General features: G+C 45.9%; 17 protein-coding genes and 1 pseudogene. 12 read left to right on the top strand and 6 right to left on the bottom strand.

What is annotated here, in order from left to right:
- Positions 1 to 255: 255 nt before the first annotated feature.
- The 3 genes from JTN23_RS14215 to JTN23_RS14225 form a co-directional block, all read right to left on the bottom strand.
- Positions 256 to 1,533 carry a S41 family peptidase gene (locus JTN23_RS14215; RefSeq protein WP_247235518.1) on the bottom strand — a complete coding sequence of 426 codons (1,278 nt, stop codon included), beginning with the start codon at positions 1,531 to 1,533 and terminating at the stop codon, positions 256 to 258.
- Between the two features lie 207 nt (positions 1,534 to 1,740).
- Positions 1,741 to 2,463: a hypothetical protein gene (locus JTN23_RS14220; RefSeq protein ID WP_247235519.1), complete on the bottom strand. Its 723-nt coding sequence runs from the start codon at positions 2,461 to 2,463 to the stop codon at positions 1,741 to 1,743.
- Between the two features lie 136 nt (positions 2,464 to 2,599).
- A complete protein-coding gene (locus JTN23_RS14225) occupies positions 2,600 to 3,604 on the bottom strand; it encodes an OmpA family protein (RefSeq protein WP_247235520.1) in 1,005 nt (334 codons plus the stop codon).
- Positions 3,605 to 4,171: 567 nt separating this feature from the next.
- On the opposite strand from JTN23_RS14225, the gene JTN23_RS14230 reads away from it, so the two are divergent.
- The 10 genes from JTN23_RS14230 (at position 4,172) to JTN23_RS14275 (ending at position 17,114) form a co-directional block, all read left to right on the top strand.
- Positions 4,172 to 4,768 carry a hypothetical protein gene (locus JTN23_RS14230; protein WP_247235521.1) on the top strand — a complete coding sequence of 199 codons (597 nt, stop codon included), beginning with the start codon at positions 4,172 to 4,174 and terminating at the stop codon, positions 4,766 to 4,768.
- Positions 4,769 to 4,934: 166 nt separating this feature from the next.
- Positions 4,935 to 5,360 carry a hypothetical protein gene (locus JTN23_RS14235; RefSeq protein ID WP_247235522.1) on the top strand — a complete coding sequence of 142 codons (426 nt, stop codon included), beginning with the start codon at positions 4,935 to 4,937 and terminating at the stop codon, positions 5,358 to 5,360.
- Positions 5,361 to 5,602: 242 nt separating this feature from the next.
- On the top strand, positions 5,603 to 8,227 hold the full coding sequence (locus JTN23_RS14240) for a DUF3857 domain-containing protein (RefSeq protein WP_247235523.1): 2,625 nt from the start codon (positions 5,603 to 5,605) through the stop codon (positions 8,225 to 8,227).
- Positions 8,228 to 8,513: 286 nt separating this feature from the next.
- Positions 8,514 to 10,565, top strand: coding sequence for an NHL repeat-containing protein (locus tag JTN23_RS14245; RefSeq protein ID WP_247235524.1), 2,052 nt, complete (start codon positions 8,514 to 8,516; stop codon positions 10,563 to 10,565).
- 48 nt (positions 10,566 to 10,613) lie between these two features.
- On the top strand, positions 10,614 to 11,036 hold the full coding sequence (locus JTN23_RS14250; protein ID WP_247235525.1) for a carboxypeptidase-like regulatory domain-containing protein: 423 nt from the start codon (positions 10,614 to 10,616) through the stop codon (positions 11,034 to 11,036).
- 284 nt (positions 11,037 to 11,320) lie between these two features.
- A complete protein-coding gene (locus tag JTN23_RS14255) occupies positions 11,321 to 12,598 on the top strand; it encodes an outer membrane beta-barrel protein (protein ID WP_247235526.1) in 1,278 nt (425 codons plus the stop codon).
- A 19-nt stretch (positions 12,599 to 12,617) separates the two neighbouring features.
- Positions 12,618 to 14,681, top strand: a complete 2,064-nt coding sequence (locus JTN23_RS14260; RefSeq protein ID WP_247235527.1) for an IPT/TIG domain-containing protein — start codon at positions 12,618 to 12,620, stop codon at positions 14,679 to 14,681.
- Between the two features lie 755 nt (positions 14,682 to 15,436).
- Complete coding sequence (locus JTN23_RS14265) at positions 15,437 to 16,114, top strand: helix-turn-helix domain-containing protein (RefSeq protein WP_247235726.1); 678 nt, start codon at positions 15,437 to 15,439, stop codon at positions 16,112 to 16,114.
- 108 nt (positions 16,115 to 16,222) lie between these two features.
- Entirely contained in the window at positions 16,223 to 16,783 is a 561-nt protein-coding gene (locus JTN23_RS14270; protein WP_247235528.1) for an SET domain-containing protein, read from the top strand.
- Positions 16,776 to 17,114: a hypothetical protein gene (locus tag JTN23_RS14275; protein WP_207509294.1), complete on the top strand. Its 339-nt coding sequence runs from the start codon at positions 16,776 to 16,778 to the stop codon at positions 17,112 to 17,114. Before JTN23_RS14270 ends, JTN23_RS14275 begins: the two co-directional genes overlap by 8 nt.
- A gap of 87 nt (positions 17,115 to 17,201) precedes the next feature.
- On the opposite strand, the gene JTN23_RS14280 is transcribed toward JTN23_RS14275, so the two are convergent.
- The 3 genes and pseudogenes from JTN23_RS14280 to JTN23_RS26020 all read right to left on the bottom strand — a co-directional run bounded on the left by JTN23_RS14280 (position 17,202) and on the right by JTN23_RS26020 (position 18,692).
- Complete coding sequence (locus tag JTN23_RS14280) at positions 17,202 to 17,606, bottom strand: recombinase family protein (protein WP_247235529.1); 405 nt, start codon at positions 17,604 to 17,606, stop codon at positions 17,202 to 17,204.
- Positions 17,607 to 17,729 (bottom strand): hypothetical protein, encoded by a 123-nt coding sequence (locus JTN23_RS25825; protein ID WP_262918533.1) that lies wholly within the window; start codon positions 17,727 to 17,729, stop codon positions 17,607 to 17,609.
- 525 nt (positions 17,730 to 18,254) lie between these two features.
- Positions 18,255 to 18,692, bottom strand: a pseudogene (locus JTN23_RS26020) (Tn3 family transposase).
- Positions 18,693 to 18,705: 13 nt separating this feature from the next.
- On the opposite strand from JTN23_RS26020, the gene JTN23_RS14285 reads away from it, so the two are divergent.
- Together JTN23_RS14285 and JTN23_RS14290 are read left to right on the top strand one after the other, a co-directional pair.
- On the top strand, positions 18,706 to 18,909 hold the full coding sequence (locus tag JTN23_RS14285) for a hypothetical protein (RefSeq protein ID WP_247235530.1): 204 nt from the start codon (positions 18,706 to 18,708) through the stop codon (positions 18,907 to 18,909).
- A 509-nt stretch (positions 18,910 to 19,418) separates the two neighbouring features.
- Positions 19,419 to 20,201: a hypothetical protein gene (locus tag JTN23_RS14290; RefSeq protein ID WP_247235531.1), complete on the top strand. Its 783-nt coding sequence runs from the start codon at positions 19,419 to 19,421 to the stop codon at positions 20,199 to 20,201.
- Positions 20,202 to 20,469 lie beyond the last annotated feature (268 nt).

The raw sequence follows: 20,469 nt of genomic DNA on the forward strand, positions 1-20,469 counted from the left end.
AACGTAAGGCCAGCGGATGCTTATTGGGGCCTTCAGGATCAGATCTTGGCCCAGCGGCAAAAAATCAAGCATATGTCAATGCTTAAACGTCGGAAAAATTATATTTTTCAGCAACTCCAAAGAGGATAAAACCTTCTCTTCTCTTTTCACCCGCAGTTGTCCACTTTTCGCTGACGATCTACACTGTAAAGAAACTTCATTTACTTGATAATGGTAACCTCATTTTACTACCTAAGACTCATCCATTTACTTTTTTTACTGCCCATTGATGATTTCAATTGCCTTTTCCATCAGCTCATCACGTCCCTCCCTAATCCCTTGAATGGTCGGTTTAAGCTCTATATCAGGAACAATACCGACCCTCTGCGTTTCCTTTCCGTCTGGATAGTAAACTCCAATACCGCTGATCATTGTACGTATTCCGCCAGGTAATATGATATGCGATACATTCCCGTCTGCACCGGCTGTGGTTGAACCAACAACTACTGCATGGGGATGAACCCGGTAAGCCATGGTATGAAATTCTGATGAGCTTTGTGAAATCTCATTTATCAGAATAACTACTTTACCCTTATAGTGGTCGTTGTTGCCACCGCCTGCGTTCCGCGTTCTGATAAAGGTAAAGAGCCCAGGGGTCTCAATGCTTCCAGTAGAGAATTTAACGAAAGGAGTACTTTTAGGAATCAAATAACTGCTTAAATCATAGATCGGAAAATCAGTAGGATAGTTTCTAATGTCAATAATTAACCCTTTTGTATCCTTCATCTCTTCCCATATCCTTGGAAGATATCTCTTTTGAAGTGTTTCATTATTGATATAGGCTATATCCTTACTTACTAGTTTGAAGCAAGTATCAGAGCCATGAATTCTATAATTGAACCCCGCAAACGTTTTTAATGTCATGTTCTCCTGCCTGCCGTTTCGGTTGTATTCAATCGCAATGGTTGAATCATTGGACATTAGTAGATTGTGTGCGATATTCCTTAGTTTGGTAGGGTAATTTGAGGCTGATGTATATTTGAGCTTCCCCTTCACGATATCTTCGACCGGCCTACCATTAACCGCAGTAATGATATCACCATTCTTTAATCCCGTTTCCTTGCCTAGCCCTTCATCATAATAGCCGGTAACAACAGGAGCGTTTTCTACGAACGTAAGCTTAACAGGAGTTATCCGTCGCCCGTTATAGCTCAATAGAACCTGGATATTTCCGCCTATGACTGCGTGGGTATCATGAATTCTGCTAATAAGCTCTAAAATCGCTAGTTCATATCCAAGCTCATCCTTCACCTCCATAAACTTGGGGATAAACTCCTCTAATACACTTTTCCAATCCTCCTCAATCAGGTTTCGGTAGGGAAAATAGTACTGAATTATATTCCAGTACCTGAATAGAGTCAAAAGCCGAAAGCCTGCATCAGGGTATTTCATGGAGAAGTAATCATTCTCGTTCTTGAACTCCGGATTTCCAACACCCGCATACAATCCAATGTAGTAATGCTCACTGGGTCTTTTGGCACGTTTAACCTTCAACAGTAAGGATGTCAATACATTGGAATACCCGGATGTTGTAATCCAATCCAAATCAGGAGCTAACTTTATTTCGGAAGCTACTACATGGTTACCCTTCTCCTCGGAAAACGGTCCTAAACTGTTTATCCAGCCTACTAATAGGGAATCCCTTTGATTCTTACTCTCAGCTTTTATTACTTTGGGCAGGACTCTGAACAGCTCATAATCTCAGTTATACTTCCCCTGGGCGACGTTAGGGTGGTAATACTTCAGAAATCCCCATAGTAAGCCTAGTGTCTTCAGGTTATCAACCTGGGTTTCGTCAGTAGAAATGCTGGTAATTGGGGATCCTTGGTCAAACTCCTTGTCTAGTTCAGCAGGAAACACTTCTCTTTCAATGGGCTTAAACTCCCTGATGTCTTTGCCGTCAATGGTAACTTTTAGATCATCAATCCACATCTTCCCTTTGCCTGTCAATAAGCCCCCTATTACAATTTGCTTCGTTTTTTCAGGGTTCATCGTGAGGGTAATCTCATACCTGGTCCAGTCGGTGGTGCCTTTGACACCATTTCTGTTCATGTTGTTAAAGGCTACTGACGGGTCGATCCTCATCCATAAGCCGGCATATCCGTTCGTGACATTCTCCGTCTTGATAAAGCCGGAAAGGGTTATCTTCTTGCCTTCATAATTGTGTGGAATGGTAAATGCCCAGGCCTTGAAGTCGGGTTTCCCCTCTTTGTACTCAATGGAAGCAGCATATCTTCCGCTATGTACATAGCTGGAGTCAACAGCCAGATGGTAACTGGAGCTGCCGTAATTCTTCCACCCAACAGGATTTCCTCTTTCAGTAGCTTCAAAGTCTAAATTGAATTTCGAAAAGGGCTCTTTTGTCTGGCAATAAGTCGTAGAAGCAAAAAGAGAGATGAAAATTGTCAGGATTGATCTTTTCATTGTATATCTGATCTATCAAAATGGTCTGTAAACGGGGCAGCTGAAGGCGGTAAGATATAGGGCTTGCCTAGTCAGCCACCTGGCAAATAAAGCTCATGACGGTTGATGTTTTTACTGAATCCCACCCTGTTCCTATCTACTCCTGCGAAAACTGCACGATCACTCGCCGGTTTTTGATGCGGTTCTCTTCGGTATCGTTGGGCGCAGCGGGTGAGCCAGATCCCATCCAACGCATGGAAAGCTGCCGGGCAGGCACACCTAAATTCTTGAGATAGTTTACTACCGTACGGGCGCGGTATTCTGAGAGCGTCTGGTTCAGTTCTTCCCGACCGGCATCATCAGTGTAGCCAATGATGAGAGCTTTCTGCCCCGGCTGCTCGCGCAGATAGCGTGCCATACTACTTAATCGCTCCTTGACTTCAGCACTCAAATCATAGCTGCTCTGCCCAAAATACAGTATTTCTGCACCCGCAGGCTTCCCTAAAGATGTGGCAGGAGCTGAGTGATGTTTAGTAGCAGTAGGTGCATGGATAGTGAGTTCTTTGAACGTAAATCCAGCTAATACCTCCACTTCCTCGCGCAGGAGCTCTCGACCTTCTTTTGTAGATGCTGTAATAAGATAGTTGCCTGGTGTCACATTCCGTAAATGAAAAGCAGGCACTCTTCTCACCAGTCGTGAATCAACTTCCGTAACAAATGATTGATCGCCTGCTCTAGCTACCTTTACCTGTACATCCACGCTGTCCGGAAAGTTAAATCCCAGGTATAGCCGGTTATCTAAATGCACAGACTGTGAATCTACTGAGCTTATAGGCACACTTATTCTAAAAGGAGCCTTACCTGCGGATCCTTTGCTAAAATGCACCGGGAAAAGGGCAGTTTGAAATCCCTGACGCTCGAATCGAAGGTACTGAGCTGAATCAGGCACCTGAAGTTCGAAAGCCCCCGTATCGCTACTCTCTCCAAGCAGCTGCTGTCCTTTTCCAAACACGGCAAAGGCTTTTACCTTCACGTCTTCGCCTGTCCCTGTATCATAACAACTCCCCTGAACTCGGATGCTATTCTGGGCCTGAAAGGCTAATGGCTGCTTTATGCCAGGACCAAATAGAAAAGCAGCTGTCCAAAGTGTTAAAAATTTCATAGTGTGCAGATTTATGGTAGGAAAAGCTGGTAATAGCCACTGTTCAGGGATTTTGGCCTGTATAGAGATATAAGCAACAAGTACTGTTGATTCTTTCGTGGAGGCAGGTAGAATGCAGGTCCACCCTACCTGGTAAAATTGGCTTTGAACGTTACAGACTAGTATCAGAAATCCTATTGTCATATAAATTAGGAAGTACTCTTCACTATTCGTTATAAGGAAGGCGAAATTTTATCCTACGGTCAAACTGATCCACCTGCATCAAAAAACATTTATGGCGGTATAGTTCAAGGTTGTTGCAGGTAGTATCCTGGCTTATAATCTGGAGCATCTTCCAGATGGCTTCTGTACTACGTGTGTTACTCTCGTATACCTGTCGGACCTCTACCCTTTTTCCCGACCCCATCTACTCCTCTGGTATATTCTTACCATGAACAGCTGCAGTATGTTGAGTCTATACCCTTCATTTACAAAAACAGTTTGTACACTATCGCCTCAGGATACACCTGAACAAGTTTCTGATGGAACGGATGTATCGAAAGATAAACTACAAGAACTACCTCCTTCATGACTACCACACAGTCTGGGGTATTGGATTTTTCGGCTGTCTATGGACCGTTGGATAAAATTTCCCAAAATCTCAGTAGCTACTGCCTAATTAATCTTGGATCGGCACCTATTTTGCTGTCCATATTCCAAGTCTTATTCTTACCTCTATCTAAATGTATGCGTATTGTTAAACCTGTACTTTTCCTCTTCTTGCTCCTGTGCGGCTATTTTTCTGCTTTTTCTCAGACTGTTATGTACGGTGGAGATAGCACCAATAGAAGCCCTGTTACCGTGATCAAAAAAAGTATGTATGTAGAAGGGCAAAGAGATGCTGAGCGTAACTATACCAAATACAAAGCAGCAGGCACTGGTACATTATTTGCAAGCCTGGTGTCTCCTCTGATTGGCCTTATACCTGCCATAGCCTGCTCATCTACTATGCCCAAGGAGGTTAATCTGGGAGCTCCCAAGCCTGAGCTATTGGCACAAGAAGACTACTACCTGGGCTATACCCAAAAGGCAAAGAAGATCAAATCCCGTAAATCCTGGACAAACTGGGCGGTTGGCTTTGGAGTTAATCTGGCCATTGTTGTGATTGCTAGTGCAGGGCAATAAAGCAAACCAGGATCAAATACATTAGGAGCCTGAAAATTCTTTTTGACTCCTAATGATCGTATCAAATAGTGATATGGCAGCATGGCTGAAACATCAAGGTCGATCCTGGTGGAAGAACAAAGATTGATTCCACTTGCCCCTCCACTGAATGCTACTACCTGTTAGAATGAAACGAAAAGCTTATACCTGGTCTGGTTGGGCCAGCTTTCTGCTCCTATTTATACTACTCTTCAATACTATTGGATGCAACCTTCTTGTTGATCGTACGACTACTGCACATGGTAGGGTTACTGATGAAGCTGGGAATCCTGTGGATAGTGTTATCGTAGGTATGTTTTCCGCTGGATTTGGCAAAACAGGAATTCCGCTTGGAGAAACATTAACTGACAAAGAGGGGAAATACTCCTTAGCGGTTGATGTACCAAGAGGATATAGTACTACTACGGTTGGAGTCCCATTGGGTTATAACCCAAAAATTCTAGGCAAGTATAAATCCTGGCGTGTATCTCAAAACGGACAACGAATTAATAACTGTTGCTATGCACCCATAGGGGAAAAAAGTAACTACGACTTTATGTTGTTACTAAAATAAACCAATCAACATCTATTCTAAAAAGACCTTATTTGTATTGCACTGTATAAAACATAGCTGGAGCTGTTTCAAGGCTATAGCCCATAAAACGACTACTGATTGAAATATGAGCACACCAGCAGGAGTCATTGTCATAGTTCCGTGACAGACATCTTGGTACTCACCCAGGTGATCATACTGAATTTGGTAATCTTTTGACGTATTATTCTCCCATAGAATTTAACTTTTAGCCTCTATCTAACTTGAATTTAACCTCTACCTCCATTAATGCACTATGGCTGTTTTGTGTGACTATGTTGGCCTTTGTCAGCAGGGGCTTGGCCGCACCATCAGTGGCTACAAAGCCCGCACCTGCCTGGATTGTACCCGTTACACCATCAGGCAAGGCCCCGAATCCGAAAGAGTATGCTGATGGCTACTATGTGGCCTTCTACGATAAGCAGGTAAATATGGAGCTGAGATCTACCTACTTCCGTACCATCCGACAAATCACTACCGAAAGTGGTGTGCAGAACGGTTCAGAAATTTCTGTGCTGTTTGATCCTGCCTACGAACGGGTAGATTTCCATTCGATTACCATCTGGCGTGGTGATAAGCCTATCCAACAGATGAAGTCGACCGAATTTAAGGTGCTTCCTCTCGAAACTGATCGACAGCGGTTTATCTACAACGGGTCTTATACGGCCTCGGTCATCCTGAAAGATATCCGGAAAGGGGACCGGATTGAGTATTCTTATTCGCTGACGGGCTCAAACCCCGTGTTCCTTAATAAGTACTCGGGCATGCTCAGCTTTGGTGTTCAGGATTATGTATCACATATACACTATGCCGTTATAGCCCCCCAAAGCCGTAAGCTCTTTTTTAAGGATTTCAACCAACCTCCCCACAAAACTATCCGGCAGAACGGTAGTCATACGATCTATGAATGGGAGCTAAAAAACGTAAAGGGCGTTCCATACGAAGAGTATACTCCATCGTGGTTCAATAGTGATCCCTTTGTGCAGATCACGGAGTTTAGTAGCTGGCAGGAAGTGGTTGACTGGGGCCTGGAGCTTTACCAGGTTCCTCCGGTGACAGGAGCGCTGCGAAGCAAAGTGGACCAATGGATAAAGCAGTCGAATGGGAGTGAAAATGCTTACATAGAAGAGGCCCTTCGGTTTGTGCAGGATGAGATCAGGTACTTAGGAATTGAAACCGGCGAAAACTCCCACCGCCCCCATCGCCCCGAGGATGTCTTCCGGCAGCGTTACGGTGACTGTAAGGACAAAGTCTTGTTGCTTTGTGCACTACTTCGGGCGAATCAGATTGAGTGTGACCCGCTGCTGGTGGATACTTACAAGGCACATCATCTGTCAGACTATCTTCCTTCTCCCCTTGATTTTAACCACGTGGTTGTACGGATGCGTACGCGTGATGAGAATGTAGTGTATCTGGATGCTACCCTTTCCTTGCAGGGAGGTACCACCTCCCGCTTCTATTTTCCACCTTATGGTAAAGGGCTACTGATAAAGCCGGGGCAGAAGGCGCTCATGGATCTGCCATTTCAGAATGAGGGATACCTTACCGTAAATGAAGAGTTCACGGTGCCGGCTCCAAGCGAAAAGACGAACCAGGCCGCTCTGCTGGTAAGATCCATCTACTACGGTTCTGAGGCAGACAACATCCGGCAGTGGATGCAGCAGCGGAGTATGGCCGAAACCGAAGAAAGCTATCTCAATTACTACCGGGACATCTATAAACATGCCCAGCTGGAGTCGCTGGATACACTGGAATACTATGACCAGCGCCAGGCTAACAACTTCTCCCTAATGGAGCGCTATGGTATCCAGAACATCTGGCAGTATGATAGTACCCGCAAGAAGTATCATTTCAGTCTGCTGGGCAAGGGTCTGTACGACCATCTGGTGGTGCTTCCTAACCGCCCTCGTAAGAGTCCGGTGGCATTGAAGTTCCCTTTCCGTATGCAGTATACCATTCAGCTCCGCATGCCCAGCTACCTCAACTTTCAAGTTGGTCAGTGGACCGTCGAAAGGGAGTCCTATATCATTCGGTATGATTCCAGATTTTCCGAGAAGGATCAGGTCTGGGAGCTATACTACGAGATGAACACGCTAAAAGATCATGTATCAGCGGATCACATTGAGCAATACAAGCAGGACATAGAACGGCTTTCCCAGACTCTGGAACACCAGGTTACTAATACGGATACCTCCCTGACGCAGGCAGATAACGTAAATGGCTGGATGATCCTGTTCGGCCTGCTGGCCCTGATCAGCAGCATTGGTTTCTGCTTCTGGTTGTACAGGTACTCCCCCGGCTCCCCGGTCGAAACCGACGAGGGGCTTCCACTGGGGGGGTGGTTGAGTATATTGGGTATTACTGTGCTACTGAAACCCATAGTATTACTGGCTTCTTTGATGGACCCTACCATGCTGGTTTATTTTACAAATGCTGGCTGGAATAGTCTGGCGGGAGAACCAATGCTCAAAGAACTAAGCTTTCACCTGTTGCTGATAATCGAGACCCTGGTCAATGCCTTGCTGCTATCGGTATCGGTCCTGCTTATTGTTTTGTACTTCAAGAAACGGGACTCGTTTCCTCGGTTGTTTTCGATCTATGTTGTGGGTAGCCTGATCTTTCTGGCCGTTGATCATCTATTGAGTCAGTCTCTGCTTGCCAGTAGTCCTTCATACTTTACCGATGAGGAGTTGGGGGATCTGGTTAGGCAACTTATTTACGTGGCGATATGGGTTCCTTACCTATTCCGTTCAGAGCGGGTAAAGCAGACGTTTATTCATACCTATGGTGCTATTAGCAGTACGGATACCTCAATGGAACCGGATGTAATAAAGCAGGAAGCCAGGTAAGCAAAGGCCAGGCAAAGACTTAGTTGCCGTGTGCAGTATGATGATCGGAATAGAGTAGTACCTGGCTTGGATGAGGAAACGGAATCTGATGTCGTTTTGTCTAATTGTACTTTCAACCTCGGTAGGACGTAAGCTCCTGATATGTTCTATGTAAATACCCTGTAATAAAGATTTCGTTACCAATATCCCATTCTACTATTTTCTTATTGATTCTTCCATGAAACCAGCAGTACCTTTCATTCTAACGCTCACTATATTTTTAGTATTTGCTTGCCGGCAAAGGACAGTGACGCCAGATAAAACAGTAGAAGTACAGAATCCAATCATCACATTTGCCGGGGAAAGTACCGGCGATGGGGGCTTGGCCACTAACGGGCGGTTCAGTAATCCTAGCGGCTTAGCGGTAGATGCAGCCGGAAATATATATATCGCCGATACGGGCAATGACCGCATCAGGAAAGTCTCTCCAAACGGGACTATAAGTACTGTAGCGGGCAATGGTACCAATGGCTTTAGTGGGGATGGCAGGGCTGCAACCAGTGCTGGTTTAAGCTCTCCAACGGGGGTGACCGTGGATGCCGCGGGCAATATCTACATTGCAGATAGAGGAAATCATCGTATACGGAAAGTGGCTGCTAATGGAGTAATCACAACGATTGCGGGCAATGGAGCGGCTGGATTCAGTGGTGATGGGGGGGCCGCTGATCGGTCCAGCCTTCAAAGTCCTACCAGCGTAGTAGTAGATAAAGCGGGCAATCTCTATATCGCAGACCGGGATAATCATCGTATTCGAAGGATAAATGCCCGGGACAATAAGATAAGTACCCTTGCGGGTACTGGGACGGCGGGTTTTCAGGGAGATGGAAGGGCTGCAACGAGTGCCAGTCTTAATGCTCCTACCGGAGTAGCAGTAGATGCAGCGGGCAATCTCTATATCGCCGATAAGGATAATCATCGGGTACGTAAAGTAGCCACCAACGGAGTAATCACGACCATGGCGGGGAATGGTACATTAGGATACAATGGTGATGCTATGCCGGCAGCCAATGCCAGGTTGAACTCTCCTACGGCCGTGGCCGTGGATGCCGCAGGGAACATCTTCATAGTCGATCATTGGAACTTTAGGATTCGCAAAATAGATAGCAAGGACGGCTACATCAGCACACTAACAGGAGATGGGAGCGATCGATCCAGTGGGGATGGCAGAGCTGCCGCCAGTGCAGGAGTCTCTTTGCCTTCCGGTGTTGCCGTTGATGTCTCAGGAAACATACTTCTTACAGACGGGGGAAATATGCGAGCTCGTATCCGAAAAGTAAGCATATCTGATGGAACGATAGGGACGGTAGCTGGTAGTGGTGATTCAGGGCCCTGTGGTGACGGTGGGGCGGCAGTAAGTGCCTGTTTCATAAACCCTACTGGCATAACCATCGATACAAAAGGAAATCTATATATAGTGGACCAAGGTAATCAGCGTATCCGTAAGATCAACCCAGAGGGTGTTATCAGTACCGTAGCTGGGAATGGGCAGGATGGGTACTCTGGTGACGGAGGACCTGCAACCGGTGCCAGTATCAGGTATCCAACCGAAGTAGCCGTGGATGCGGCCGGCAATATCTACATAGCTGATAGCTTCAATAACCGTATCCGGAAGGTAGATGTCTCTACGGGCATTATCAGTACGGTGGCAGGTAACGGTAATTATAAGTACAGTGGAGATGGCGGACCCGCTACCAGTGCCAGTATCAATCATCCTGCTGGCCTGGCCTTTGATGCAAAAGGAAACCTTTATATCGCTGAATACTGGAGTCACTGCGTACGAAAGGTTTCACCGGATGGCACGATCAGTACAGTAGCAGGTACCGGGATAGAGGGATTTAGTGGTGACGGCAGCCGCGCTACTCATGCGCAGTTAAAGAACCCCACCGATGTCACAGTAGATGCAGCGGGTACTATCTATATAAGTGACCGTGGCAACCAACGTATCCGTAAGGTATCGGCAGATGGGATAATAAGTACCCTGGCTGGAAATGGCACGGCAGGCTTTAGCGGCGATCAGGGGTCGGCCATCAGCGCCAGCCTTAAAGAACCTACCGGTGTAGCTGTTGATGACAAAGGCAATGTATATATCACTGAAATAGGTAACAATAGGATCCGCCGAGTGAGTGCTGGTGATGGCACAATCAATACGGTGGCAGGGAATGGCAAAGCAGGTTTGAGTGGTGATTACGGACCGGCTCCCCTGGCCAGTCTCAATCGTCCAACAAGCATTGCTATTGATCAGGCGGGGTATAAATACGTGGTTGACCAATGGAACCACCGGGTACGTAGGTTCAAGTGAGTAGATACGTGTTCATTATTGCTAATTTCAGAGTCATACATCCTCCATATGAAACATAATACCTTTACCTGGTCTGGCTGGGCCAGCTTTTTGCTTCTCACCGTTCTATTTTCCAACACTACCGGATGCATCTCTTTTTTAGATCGTACTACGACTGTCTATGGTAGAGTTACTGACGATAGCCAACAACCTATTGATAGTTTGGAGGTTGAGTTAAGTGGGGTATTCACCTTTGGAGGAGGACTACCATTAGCTACTACATATACGGATAGCGAAGGGAACTATAAGATTACATATAAAGTCCCAAAAGACTTCAGTAGAGGTAATGTTTTTATTATTCCATCTGGCAAAAAATTTGATAAGTATAAACGAGAGTATTTGATTTATGTGGATGGTAATTTAACATCGTCTTGTTGTCGTATCCCTATTGGTACCAGTAAAAACTATGACTTCCTGCTGCTGAACAAGTAGGTGGCAATGGCCTAATCAATGCAGATACTGGGTCTATTACGATTAGACTATCTCAGAACGTTTTGGGCTGTCTGATCCTAATCTAGAATGAATGTTTTAGTATATAGCCCCGGGCACTAATGTTCGGATGGTACCACATCATCTTCATGATGGCATAGTAGTTGGTCTATTAGTAAAGGCCCAATACCGGAAAAGCATATATCTTTTTTACTGTTGCCTCCCACTGTACAGGCTACAATTACAAAATTCATTATAGTTTAGCAGCACTTTTTAGCCTCCTTTACATGACATATCGTTACCTCCTTTTTCTCTTACTACTAGTTTGGGGACATACTCTCCTTGCGCAGCGGGAGTACCAGCCCGGCTATATTGTTAAACCTTCAGCAGACACACTTCGCGGATTAGTACGCTATACGGAGAACCACCAGCAGGCGCTTTCCTGCTGTTTCCGTCCCGACAAGGTACAGCAGGTAGTGTGTTACCAGCCCAACGAGTTGGCTGGTTATGGTTTTGATAACGGCCGTATGTATGAGAGCATTATGTTTGAAGGAGAACCTATCTTTATGCAGGTACTGGCATCGGGCAACGCCACGCTCCTGAAACACAATCAGCAATACTATGTGCAAAAAAACAGCATTCCACCCATCAGATTAGAGGTGCGGGATACTCTAGTGTATCGGTCAGGAAGGCCTTTGCTGGCCCGGAACCGCCTGTTTGTAGGTGTACTGAGAGATCAGCTAATGGCAGACTGCCCGGCAGTGGCGCCTCTGCTCGCCCGCGCCGCGCTTCAGGACCGGGACCTGATTACAATTTTCGACGTATACAATAACTGCCGTGAAACAGACGGACTCATCCGGATTGCATCCGTAAAAGCAGACACCCGACTACGGATCACTATGGGAGCCGGCGCTGGCTGGAGCTACTCCACGTTAGGCGTCTTTTCAGAAAGAATACTGCCAGTGCAGACCAAGCTCCACACTCACCAACCTGCGCTCCCTACCCCCTTCCTCCTGATACTTATCTCCACTCCGAGGGTATCACAGCGGTTTGAGTTTCAGACGGGGCTTAACTATCTGGCCGAAAACTTCCGTTATACCTCTACCGAATCAACCACCGACAACCTAGGTAGCTCCGGAACCGAACATAAAGCCATTTCAGTAGCTCTCCGCTCCCTACGGCTCCCAGTAATGGTCCGGTACACCGTTCCTGGTCTTCGCATCCATCCGTATCTGGCAGCAGGGCCATCGTTTATCTTCATGTTGCACTCCGATAGCAATTTCGAAGTAGAACGAGAGTATAATCAGGTTGTGAACAGCTATCGCTACCCCTTTCTAAACACCAGGCCTGTTACATTCAGCCTGTCGGGAGCCTTAGGTCTTAAGATCCCCCTTTTCAACAGAATATCGGCCTTCTGTGAGGGACGCTATGACCATACGTTTGAGGGAATAGCCCAGGCCCGAACTTTTGACACAGAGAAATATCCACACGCATTAGGCTTCAGTTCCATACAAAAAACCATTTACAAGACCATTCAGGCTCAATTTGGCCTTATATATCGCTGATTTAACCTATCTATCACCAGTGAAAAACCTGACCTACCTCTGGCTAATCGGGCTATTGATGCCCTGCCTACTGGTATCCTGCAACCGCGAAGACCTGGCGGAGCAGCGCGAATACCCCCGTCTGCGGGAGACATTGGTTTCCTCGGTCACCGAATCGGGAGCAACCTTTCAGAGTACGATTGCTTCGCCGGGCCGGGCCCAGATCATAGATCATGGGTTTGTATGGCTGCGGGGATCAAATGGCAATATATTAACAGACTTTACCCAAAGTCCACAACAGGTAGAGAGGCTATCCCTTGGTCCTCTTTCGGGCTCAATGACCTTTGAGGGAAAAGCTACCTATGGCCTGCTTCGGCACACCACCTATGTAGTACGCTCCTACGTAGTGACCAAGGATGGTTATACCGTATATGGCCATCCGGTCATCGTAGCCAGCCAGGGCTCCCAAGCCCCTGTCATTACACAACTTCAGCCCACTACCGCTAGCTGGGGCGATACTCTCACGATCGTCGGACGCAATTTCAGCCATATCCGAGGCAACCTTAAAGTATTGTTTCAACCGTCAGAAATAGAGGCCCCCGTCATCCACGCCACGGCTACCACCTTAAAGTGCATTGTTCCTGGCCAAATTAGTTTTAAAGAGTCTGCGGTCACCGTCCAGACTCTCCTGGGCTCCACTACCTCCCCGGAGCGCTTCAAGCTGGATGACAGCAAACCTGTTCTCACGGATTTCAGCCCGACTTCGGCCAACTCCGGTGAATTCATTACTATCAGGGGCCGCAACTTTATAGGAGACAGCAGGTATTACAGGGTAGTGTTCAGGGGTAATGACTGGGAGTACCATACAGTGCCTGTGCTTGAAATGACGCCCACCCAGCTCAAGGTACAGGTACCGGAGCTGGAGCGCCAGCACTATACCATTCGGGTAGACCGGGTCAATGCTTACGGGCATGAAGTTGCTTCCGCTACCGCAGGCGGACAGTTTAGCCTGCCTGCACCCCGCATTCATTCGGTACAGCCTGTATCAAACGGTAGCTTTACCCTCCTGAAAATAGCTGGTATCAACTTCAATAAACCTAAAGTAATATTGGCGGGCAAGCCGGCCAGAATAGAACAGTACAATAGCACCGAGATACTCGTAGATCCCATTGATGGAATATTCCCGAAGCCTACCAGCCCGGTGATTGTGGAAGTAACCTCCGGTGGGCAGGTAAGTAGCCACCAGACTTCGCTTACTTATGAGGCACCCTGGATTAAAAGAGCCTCCCGCGGAAGCGGTCACTACCCTGAATACTATTCTCTACGGGCCCATTTCTCAATGGGTGCCTATGCCTATCTGCTTTACGCCTCCAATCCTGGCCAGCCATTACAGATGTACCGCTACCAAATGAGTACGCACGACTGGTCCAGTCAGCCTTCACTAGCCATACCAGCAGGCAGTAGTAGCGAAGCATCAGCTGTTGGAACATTCACCTTTCCTGATAAAGCATATATCCTTACCTGGGCTCACTACCAGTATCCTTCGGCAGGGATGCAATGCTGGCAGTTCACGCCTGCTACGAATAGCCTCCGTTCGGTAAAAGCCCCTGATATTACCTCAGCCAGCGGCAACTACATGTGTACCCTGGGCCGCAAAGGGTATCTGCTCCGCAATACGCAGCTGTGGGTATTTGATGAGGCGCAGGAGTCCTGGGAGCTACGCCGTACTAATCTCACAGTAGACCCAGGCTATACCCAATCGGGGCTGTTTGCATTGCACAACAAGGTGTATGCCCTCTACACCAACAGCAGCAACAACATTACCCGGCTGTACAGCTACCAGATAGATACCGACAGCTGGCAGTTTGAATCGTCCTTTTCACTCCCTGTATCTTATAGTGGCATAGCCGCTTACACCTACCAGAACCAGGTATACCTGGTCAGTAGGAAAGGCGTATATACATTGGAGCCCTCAACCGGCCGCCTGGAGCCTAATACCCTCAACCGCGGCCAGATATACAATTTCCAGGCTGCTTTTCAAAATCAGAAGAAATTATTTATTCTGACTCAGGAAAGCGATTTTTGGGAGGTATCACCAGAATAGTCAGACCTTATTATAGACATGTAAATTATTTAGTAAAGTCCCCCCCCTACAGGGGGACTAAGGGGGAGGCAAGGGCATAAGTGCTATATTGGAATGAAAGTTAGTTTGTTATAAATGCTACTTAGTCCTTAGAGAAGAAGGCTCTGATTGATTTAGAATCATTTTCAAACAAGAGGATCTGTTGTAATACACTTTCCGAAAGCTGTTCAAGGCTGAGAAAGACAAGGTTCTTTAACTTTCCTTTGAGCTGCCTCCAAAGTAATTTCACAGGATTTAACCGCTGCGGCAGCTCGCTCTGGGCTACAAGCAGGCAGGGTTTCTAAATCAATACGTCCTGGCTTTTTCCTCAGTTAGGTTTTTACTGTTTCTCAGCGTTATATAGCTGCCCCATATTATGATTAAGTTTTTCTTCTGGTACCGGCCACACATCATACTCAAAAACCACTTGGATCATCGAAGCGACTATATCCTCACCAGTAAAGGATCAATTAAAGGACCCTTAAAGGAAAATCCATTGCGGAATTCGGCTTTTGGAATTAGAAACAAGGCGTTTTTCAAAGGCATTTGCCTAAAACGTCTTACTAGGCCTGAGTACAAGCAATAAAATATGTTAACGGCCTAAATTTTAGCTGATTATAACCTTCACGTGGCGGATTTACCCTGAATGTGTTAACTACCCCAACGATGATGTTGCAACCTACATTTTTAGCTGCCTTGGAGCTACCTACCAGGTAATTCGGGCGGAAAACGGGCAAATAGGTGTCGATACCGCACTAACCGAAACACCGGACCTGATCCTGAGCGACGTCATGATGCCTCTGAAAGACGGATTTGCCCTATGCGATACGCTGAAGCAGGATGAGCGCACCAGCCATATCCCCATCGTGTTACTGACGGCCCGGGCCACCTTTGATGACCGCCTTGCCGATCTACGGTACGGAGCGGATGCCTATCTAGTAAAACCCTTCGAGCGAAAGGAACTGCTGGTGGTGCTGGCCAACCTGCTCAAGACACGTCAAGCAATGCAACGCTACTACACCCAATTAGCCCTTGGCACTGAAATAAGCGTACCGGCGGCCGAATCACAGGGCTGTCCCCTTGAAAACCAGTTTCTGAAAAAACTACGGGAGGGCATCGAAACACAACTTGACAATTCGGCTCTGTCCGTGGAAGACATTTGTCAAATGATGAGTATGAGCCGGACGACTCTCCACCTGAAACTGACCGCTCTGACAGGAAAGCCAATTTCCACGTATCTCCGTCTGCTTCGGCTCCACAAATCACAAGTACTATTGGCCGACAGCGGACAAACCATTGCCGAGGTCGCTTACGGTGTTGGCTTCAGCGATCCCAAGTACTTCAGTCGTGCTTTCCGGGAAGAATTCGGTCAGTCTCCCACCGAATTTCGTAATTCGGCAAAATCCGAACGGTAGTCCACCTATTTTGTATAATAGTCCACCTCATTTGATTGCGTCTTCTCTTAACTTGCAGAGCCGTTTGATACAAAAAATAACTTTAACAACTTAAATTTTCTCACACACATGATTCACCCTGATACCTACGTTAAACCTACTTCCAAAGGACTGGGATTATTTGCCAGCCGCCGGTTTGAAACCGGAACGATACTTTGGATTCTGGATGACATAGATGTCAAGATTGACCTGGCCCATTACCAGGCCCTTGATTCTTTCCAGCAACAGAAGCTCAATGTGTATGGCTATCTGGACTACCAAAATCGCGTAATTATTGCCTGGGATGAAGGAAAATACGTCAACCACTCCTGCGATCCCAATTCAATAGGTGTTATTGGCTTTGACAACATCAGCATTGCTTTGCGCCCTATTGAAACCGATGAAGAGATAGTAGAGGACTATTACTCCTACTATGGTCATTTCGAGTCATTCAAATGCGGCTGTGGAGCTCCAAACTGCCGCGGATACATTACCCAGCAAAACTCTTACCAAGCTGGTTTACGGCTGCACGTAAACGACATACGCGCTATGGTACTTGGTCAACCGCAGGAGCTTCTGCAGATCCAGTCTTCGGAGAATGATACCTTCTTTGCGTTACTTCATCAAACCGACACGATCCTGCATGAATGAACCCCTGAAATGGCTTTTTCTTTTACTGATCCTTGAGGCCGCTTCGATCCTGGCTGACTACCTGATCAAAAAAGCGTCCCTGTTGGCTGGTTTTTCAGGGTGGGGGTGGCTGTTGCTGGGAGGTATCCTGTATGGGTCGACCGCGCTTGGCTGGTTCATTATGATGCGGTCCTTTAAAATTTTTACGTTGGGTGTACTTCATTCGTTTGGAGTTATCGCTTTGAGCCTGGCGTTGAGTGTGTTTGTCTTCGACGAAAAAATCACTTGGCGAGAGGTAGCAGGTATTGGGTTGGGCTGCGTATCTATTGGGCTCTTAATACGGTTTCGTTAGCATCTGCGCTTTATGGTACTGCCCGGAAGGAACTGACGAAAGTTTGTCAATTCTTCCGGGCGGGAAGTGACCTGTCCTGCTTTTAGTTTACACCTTGTCAAATGTCAAGCAGCTCTTTTGTATTTTTTGATACCGTTCTTCTTCATCCACAGGGCCGCCTGGGCGGTTTGATAGCGTTGCTTCTGTGATGCGGTAGCGGTCGGCAATAAACTTCTGACTCGATCCGTTTAGCAGCAAGGCTTCGATCTCTGGCCTGTACTGGTCCAGCTTACTTTTCCCTAGTCCCGTTGGCCGACCCAGTTTTACTCCCGATAATCTCTTTGCCGCCAGTGACTCTCTAGTGCGCTTACTGATCAGGTCCCTTTCTATCTCGGATGCCATAGAGAAAACCATGGCCATCACTTTGCTCTGGATGGAGTCATTCAGTTGCCAGGCAACTTTTACGGTATAGATCTTGATGCCCTTTTGCATGGCGATGGAAACATTCTCCATTCATTCCATCACTGACCTGCCCAGCCTGGAGAATTCACTATGCAGGATCACATCTTCTTTCTTTAGATCTTCCAGCACAAGACCAATCTTCCGGTTGCGCCAGGCGATTTTACTCGACACCATCTATTGCGGTCCGCCGCCGCGGGATGAACTAAACTTTCACTAGATTTTTCACGTTGGCAAGGTGCAGGAGGCCTTGTTCTTTTCCAGGTCCTGGTCCAGGACGGACGGCCGCTGCCGTAGAGACCCTTAAATAGGCAATTGTCCGGGGCATTATAAAACCCAGTTTAGGTGTTTATATTATAATGTTAGCGATGTATTATTTAGAGCTTTTCTTCATAATATCATTATGGTTTATATGACCGTTTATTTTATAAATTTTTTATCAATTTAATTATACCATATCTTACTCAACCAATTCATCTTCCTTCTATTGTTTATGTTGCTATGTAAATAACCTAAGTGGGTTACGAAAAATATGAAAGGAAGGATACGTCAGCTTCTCTAAGGCTAATTGCACCAGTTCCGGATTAGCATCTGCCAGGGCATGGGGACACAAGGGAGGGTGGATAAAGGGCACAGGGAGTGTTATTAGAAGATTGCTGCTGGGAATCTTTTAATAAATGGACAAAGAACAGCGCTAAGGATTTACATTCTCAACGGGCGTATGCCATTATTTTCAAATTGCTCTACTTTCTTGAATGTGTACCTGCCTAATCGGTTGGTATGAGCAAAGTGGGCTGGCGAGTGGTGCTCAAACGGGACCTCCAGGCGATCTTTTTCATCGACTGTAAAGCCATCGGCTTGGTGCTTTTTGAGGGGCTCTAGTGTATATACCGTGTTCCAGACTACAACCAAATTAGTTAGTACGTATAAATCGCAGGCAGTCTCTTGTTGGACATCATCTTGTTATCGCCTGAAATGACTGTCACCACCAAACCAAAGCCAAGCACGAAGCGCGTGCAGCTGCTCTCCTTTGTTAAGTTGTACATGGATATGTTGACGAAAAGGTCCCAGATTTGGATCTGCAGGACATTTTACAAGATACTCCGTCACGCTAGGGTTACCATCAAGCCAATTGATCATTCAAAGCATAAGGATGATTGAAATCTTAGCGCTATTTTATGGTCAGATGAACCCCTTTCTGGCCATGGAGGAGCTAGTTACGCAGCTTTGCACCGACTTTCGTTTTTACTATCAACAGCACACCACAGGTGAATTGCTGGAGATGACACAAAATTACACCACCGCCAAGCGTCCACCCCACACGGCCAATCTTCTAAAAGCTAAGGTCGGTCAGTAGAAGCCGGACTGAATTAAGGCTGGAGCCGCCTAGGAACACGCTGACAGTAGTAGACCAAATGTTAGACTGTAGATTCAAGGCCTGAACATCACCGTTACGGTTCGGAAGGACAAGGCTAAGAGCTAAATCAACACCAAGCCGGGCAGGTGAGAGCTTGCCCGGCTTAGCATCTCGTTTTCCGTTTAATAAAAATAAGCTTTTTTTACCTAAAATTTTTTGATTTTCAATAAACCATATGTAAATTCATATTGTTGTTCACTAGCAACTTATTATAAATAAATTCACTACCAAATTATTTCGGTAGAGGCTATATTTAAATTTATGCTTAAACCGGAGATATTGCTATGACAAAATATAATCACATTCTAATTGCTCCTGTTGTTCGACTAGGAGGCGGGGTCTCGATCTAAGGGAGACCACTATTCTTCCTAAGCATTACAAGTCTAGCTAGAAATAGACGGGCTACAGTTTGCTAATAGAGAGCTGTTAGGACACCTGCCTAACAAGACATGACTGACCGTCAATATACTATTGTCTCAACATGGGGTGCTCTAGTTGGAGTACCTTCTACTCTATTATCTTATTTTAAGGATGCTCCTGTCTACCTACAGATACTCGCAGGCACCTTATGTATGATTTCATTGACCTATCTTCTTTACAAAGTAACTTCCGGTAAAACTGGTAAAAGTCCAACCTCACTACCTCCCACGCCTGAACCAATCAATTTACCAGCACGATCGAGTCAAGATGTAAAAAATTGGGAACTTGAAAAGCTGGTTATTATTTTAGATATTTTAGATAATAAGGGAGATCAAGTAAAATGCATTCAGAAAATAGATCTTATTTGTAAAGAAGCCTGCAAATTATTTAAGATTCTTGTTAGTCCAGCGGATAAAATCAATGACATTGAGGTGTCTGATGGGCATGATCATCGTGTTCAACGCAGACCTGATAATGGATTGGAAGTATTTATCGACTTTCCAACAGAAATCCCCTCCAATAAACAGCTAAGTCTTCAGGTTTCGTACACATTTGTGGAATCTTTTACAGAAGACTTCGAGTTTTGGAAATTTAAAAAATATTATAACGGTAAAAACCTGACTGTTATTATTCTATATCCAAATGATAGACCTCCTAAGGGATATCAACCGCTACTCTATGATGACCTAATGAATCCCAAAAATTTGATGCATAAGTCATCCTACACATTTATAAATAAGAGACCAACTATTAAGCTTGAAACAGACGATTTATTTAGAGATCAAGAAGTGCTTATAAGCTGGTCTTGGTAGAATTGATTATAGCTCAACGGTTAAACTATTAAATAGTCACGCGCAACAAAGCCATTGCATATTCCTCTAATATTCGGTTGTGAATTCATTAAGATACTAGAGACTGCAAACGACTATTAGCGTTTTTTGAGAATCATGTGAGTGAAAACAGCTTCCTTGATATCTTTTCAATTTAAAGCGTCTAGGGAATCAACAGCAACCACTTTACAAGGTAGGTGATTTAGAATGGACATAAATAAAATTTACTGGCCAAATACTGCCATGGTGA

The sequence above is a fragment of the Telluribacter roseus genome, from assembly GCF_017355915.2.
Lineage (GTDB): Bacteria > Bacteroidota > Bacteroidia > Cytophagales > Spirosomataceae > Telluribacter.

Coding starts and splice junctions, on each gene's coding strand:
- JTN23_RS14220 (WP_247235519.1), bottom strand. CDS start 2,463: ATGAAAAGATCAATCCTGACAATTTTCATCTCTCTTTTTGCTTCTACG.
- JTN23_RS14225 (WP_247235520.1), bottom strand. CDS start 3,604: ATGAAATTTTTAACACTTTGGACAGCTGCTTTTCTATTTGGTCCTGGC.
- JTN23_RS14230 (WP_247235521.1), top strand. CDS start 4,172: ATGACTACCACACAGTCTGGGGTATTGGATTTTTCGGCTGTCTATGGA.
- JTN23_RS14235 (WP_247235522.1), top strand. CDS start 4,935: ATGAAACGAAAAGCTTATACCTGGTCTGGTTGGGCCAGCTTTCTGCTC.
- JTN23_RS14250 (WP_247235525.1), top strand. CDS start 10,614: ATGAAACATAATACCTTTACCTGGTCTGGCTGGGCCAGCTTTTTGCTT.
- JTN23_RS14255 (WP_247235526.1), top strand. CDS start 11,321: ATGACATATCGTTACCTCCTTTTTCTCTTACTACTAGTTTGGGGACAT.
- JTN23_RS14270 (WP_247235528.1), top strand. CDS start 16,223: ATGATTCACCCTGATACCTACGTTAAACCTACTTCCAAAGGACTGGGA.
- JTN23_RS14275 (WP_207509294.1), top strand. CDS start 16,776: ATGAATGAACCCCTGAAATGGCTTTTTCTTTTACTGATCCTTGAGGCC.
- JTN23_RS14280 (WP_247235529.1), bottom strand. CDS start 17,606: ATGGAGAATGTTTCCATCGCCATGCAAAAGGGCATCAAGATCTATACC.
- JTN23_RS25825 (WP_262918533.1), bottom strand. CDS start 17,729: ATGGTGTCGAGTAAAATCGCCTGGCGCAACCGGAAGATTGGTCTTGTG.
- JTN23_RS14285 (WP_247235530.1), top strand. CDS start 18,706: ATGATTGAAATCTTAGCGCTATTTTATGGTCAGATGAACCCCTTTCTG.
- JTN23_RS14290 (WP_247235531.1), top strand. CDS start 19,419: ATGACTGACCGTCAATATACTATTGTCTCAACATGGGGTGCTCTAGTT.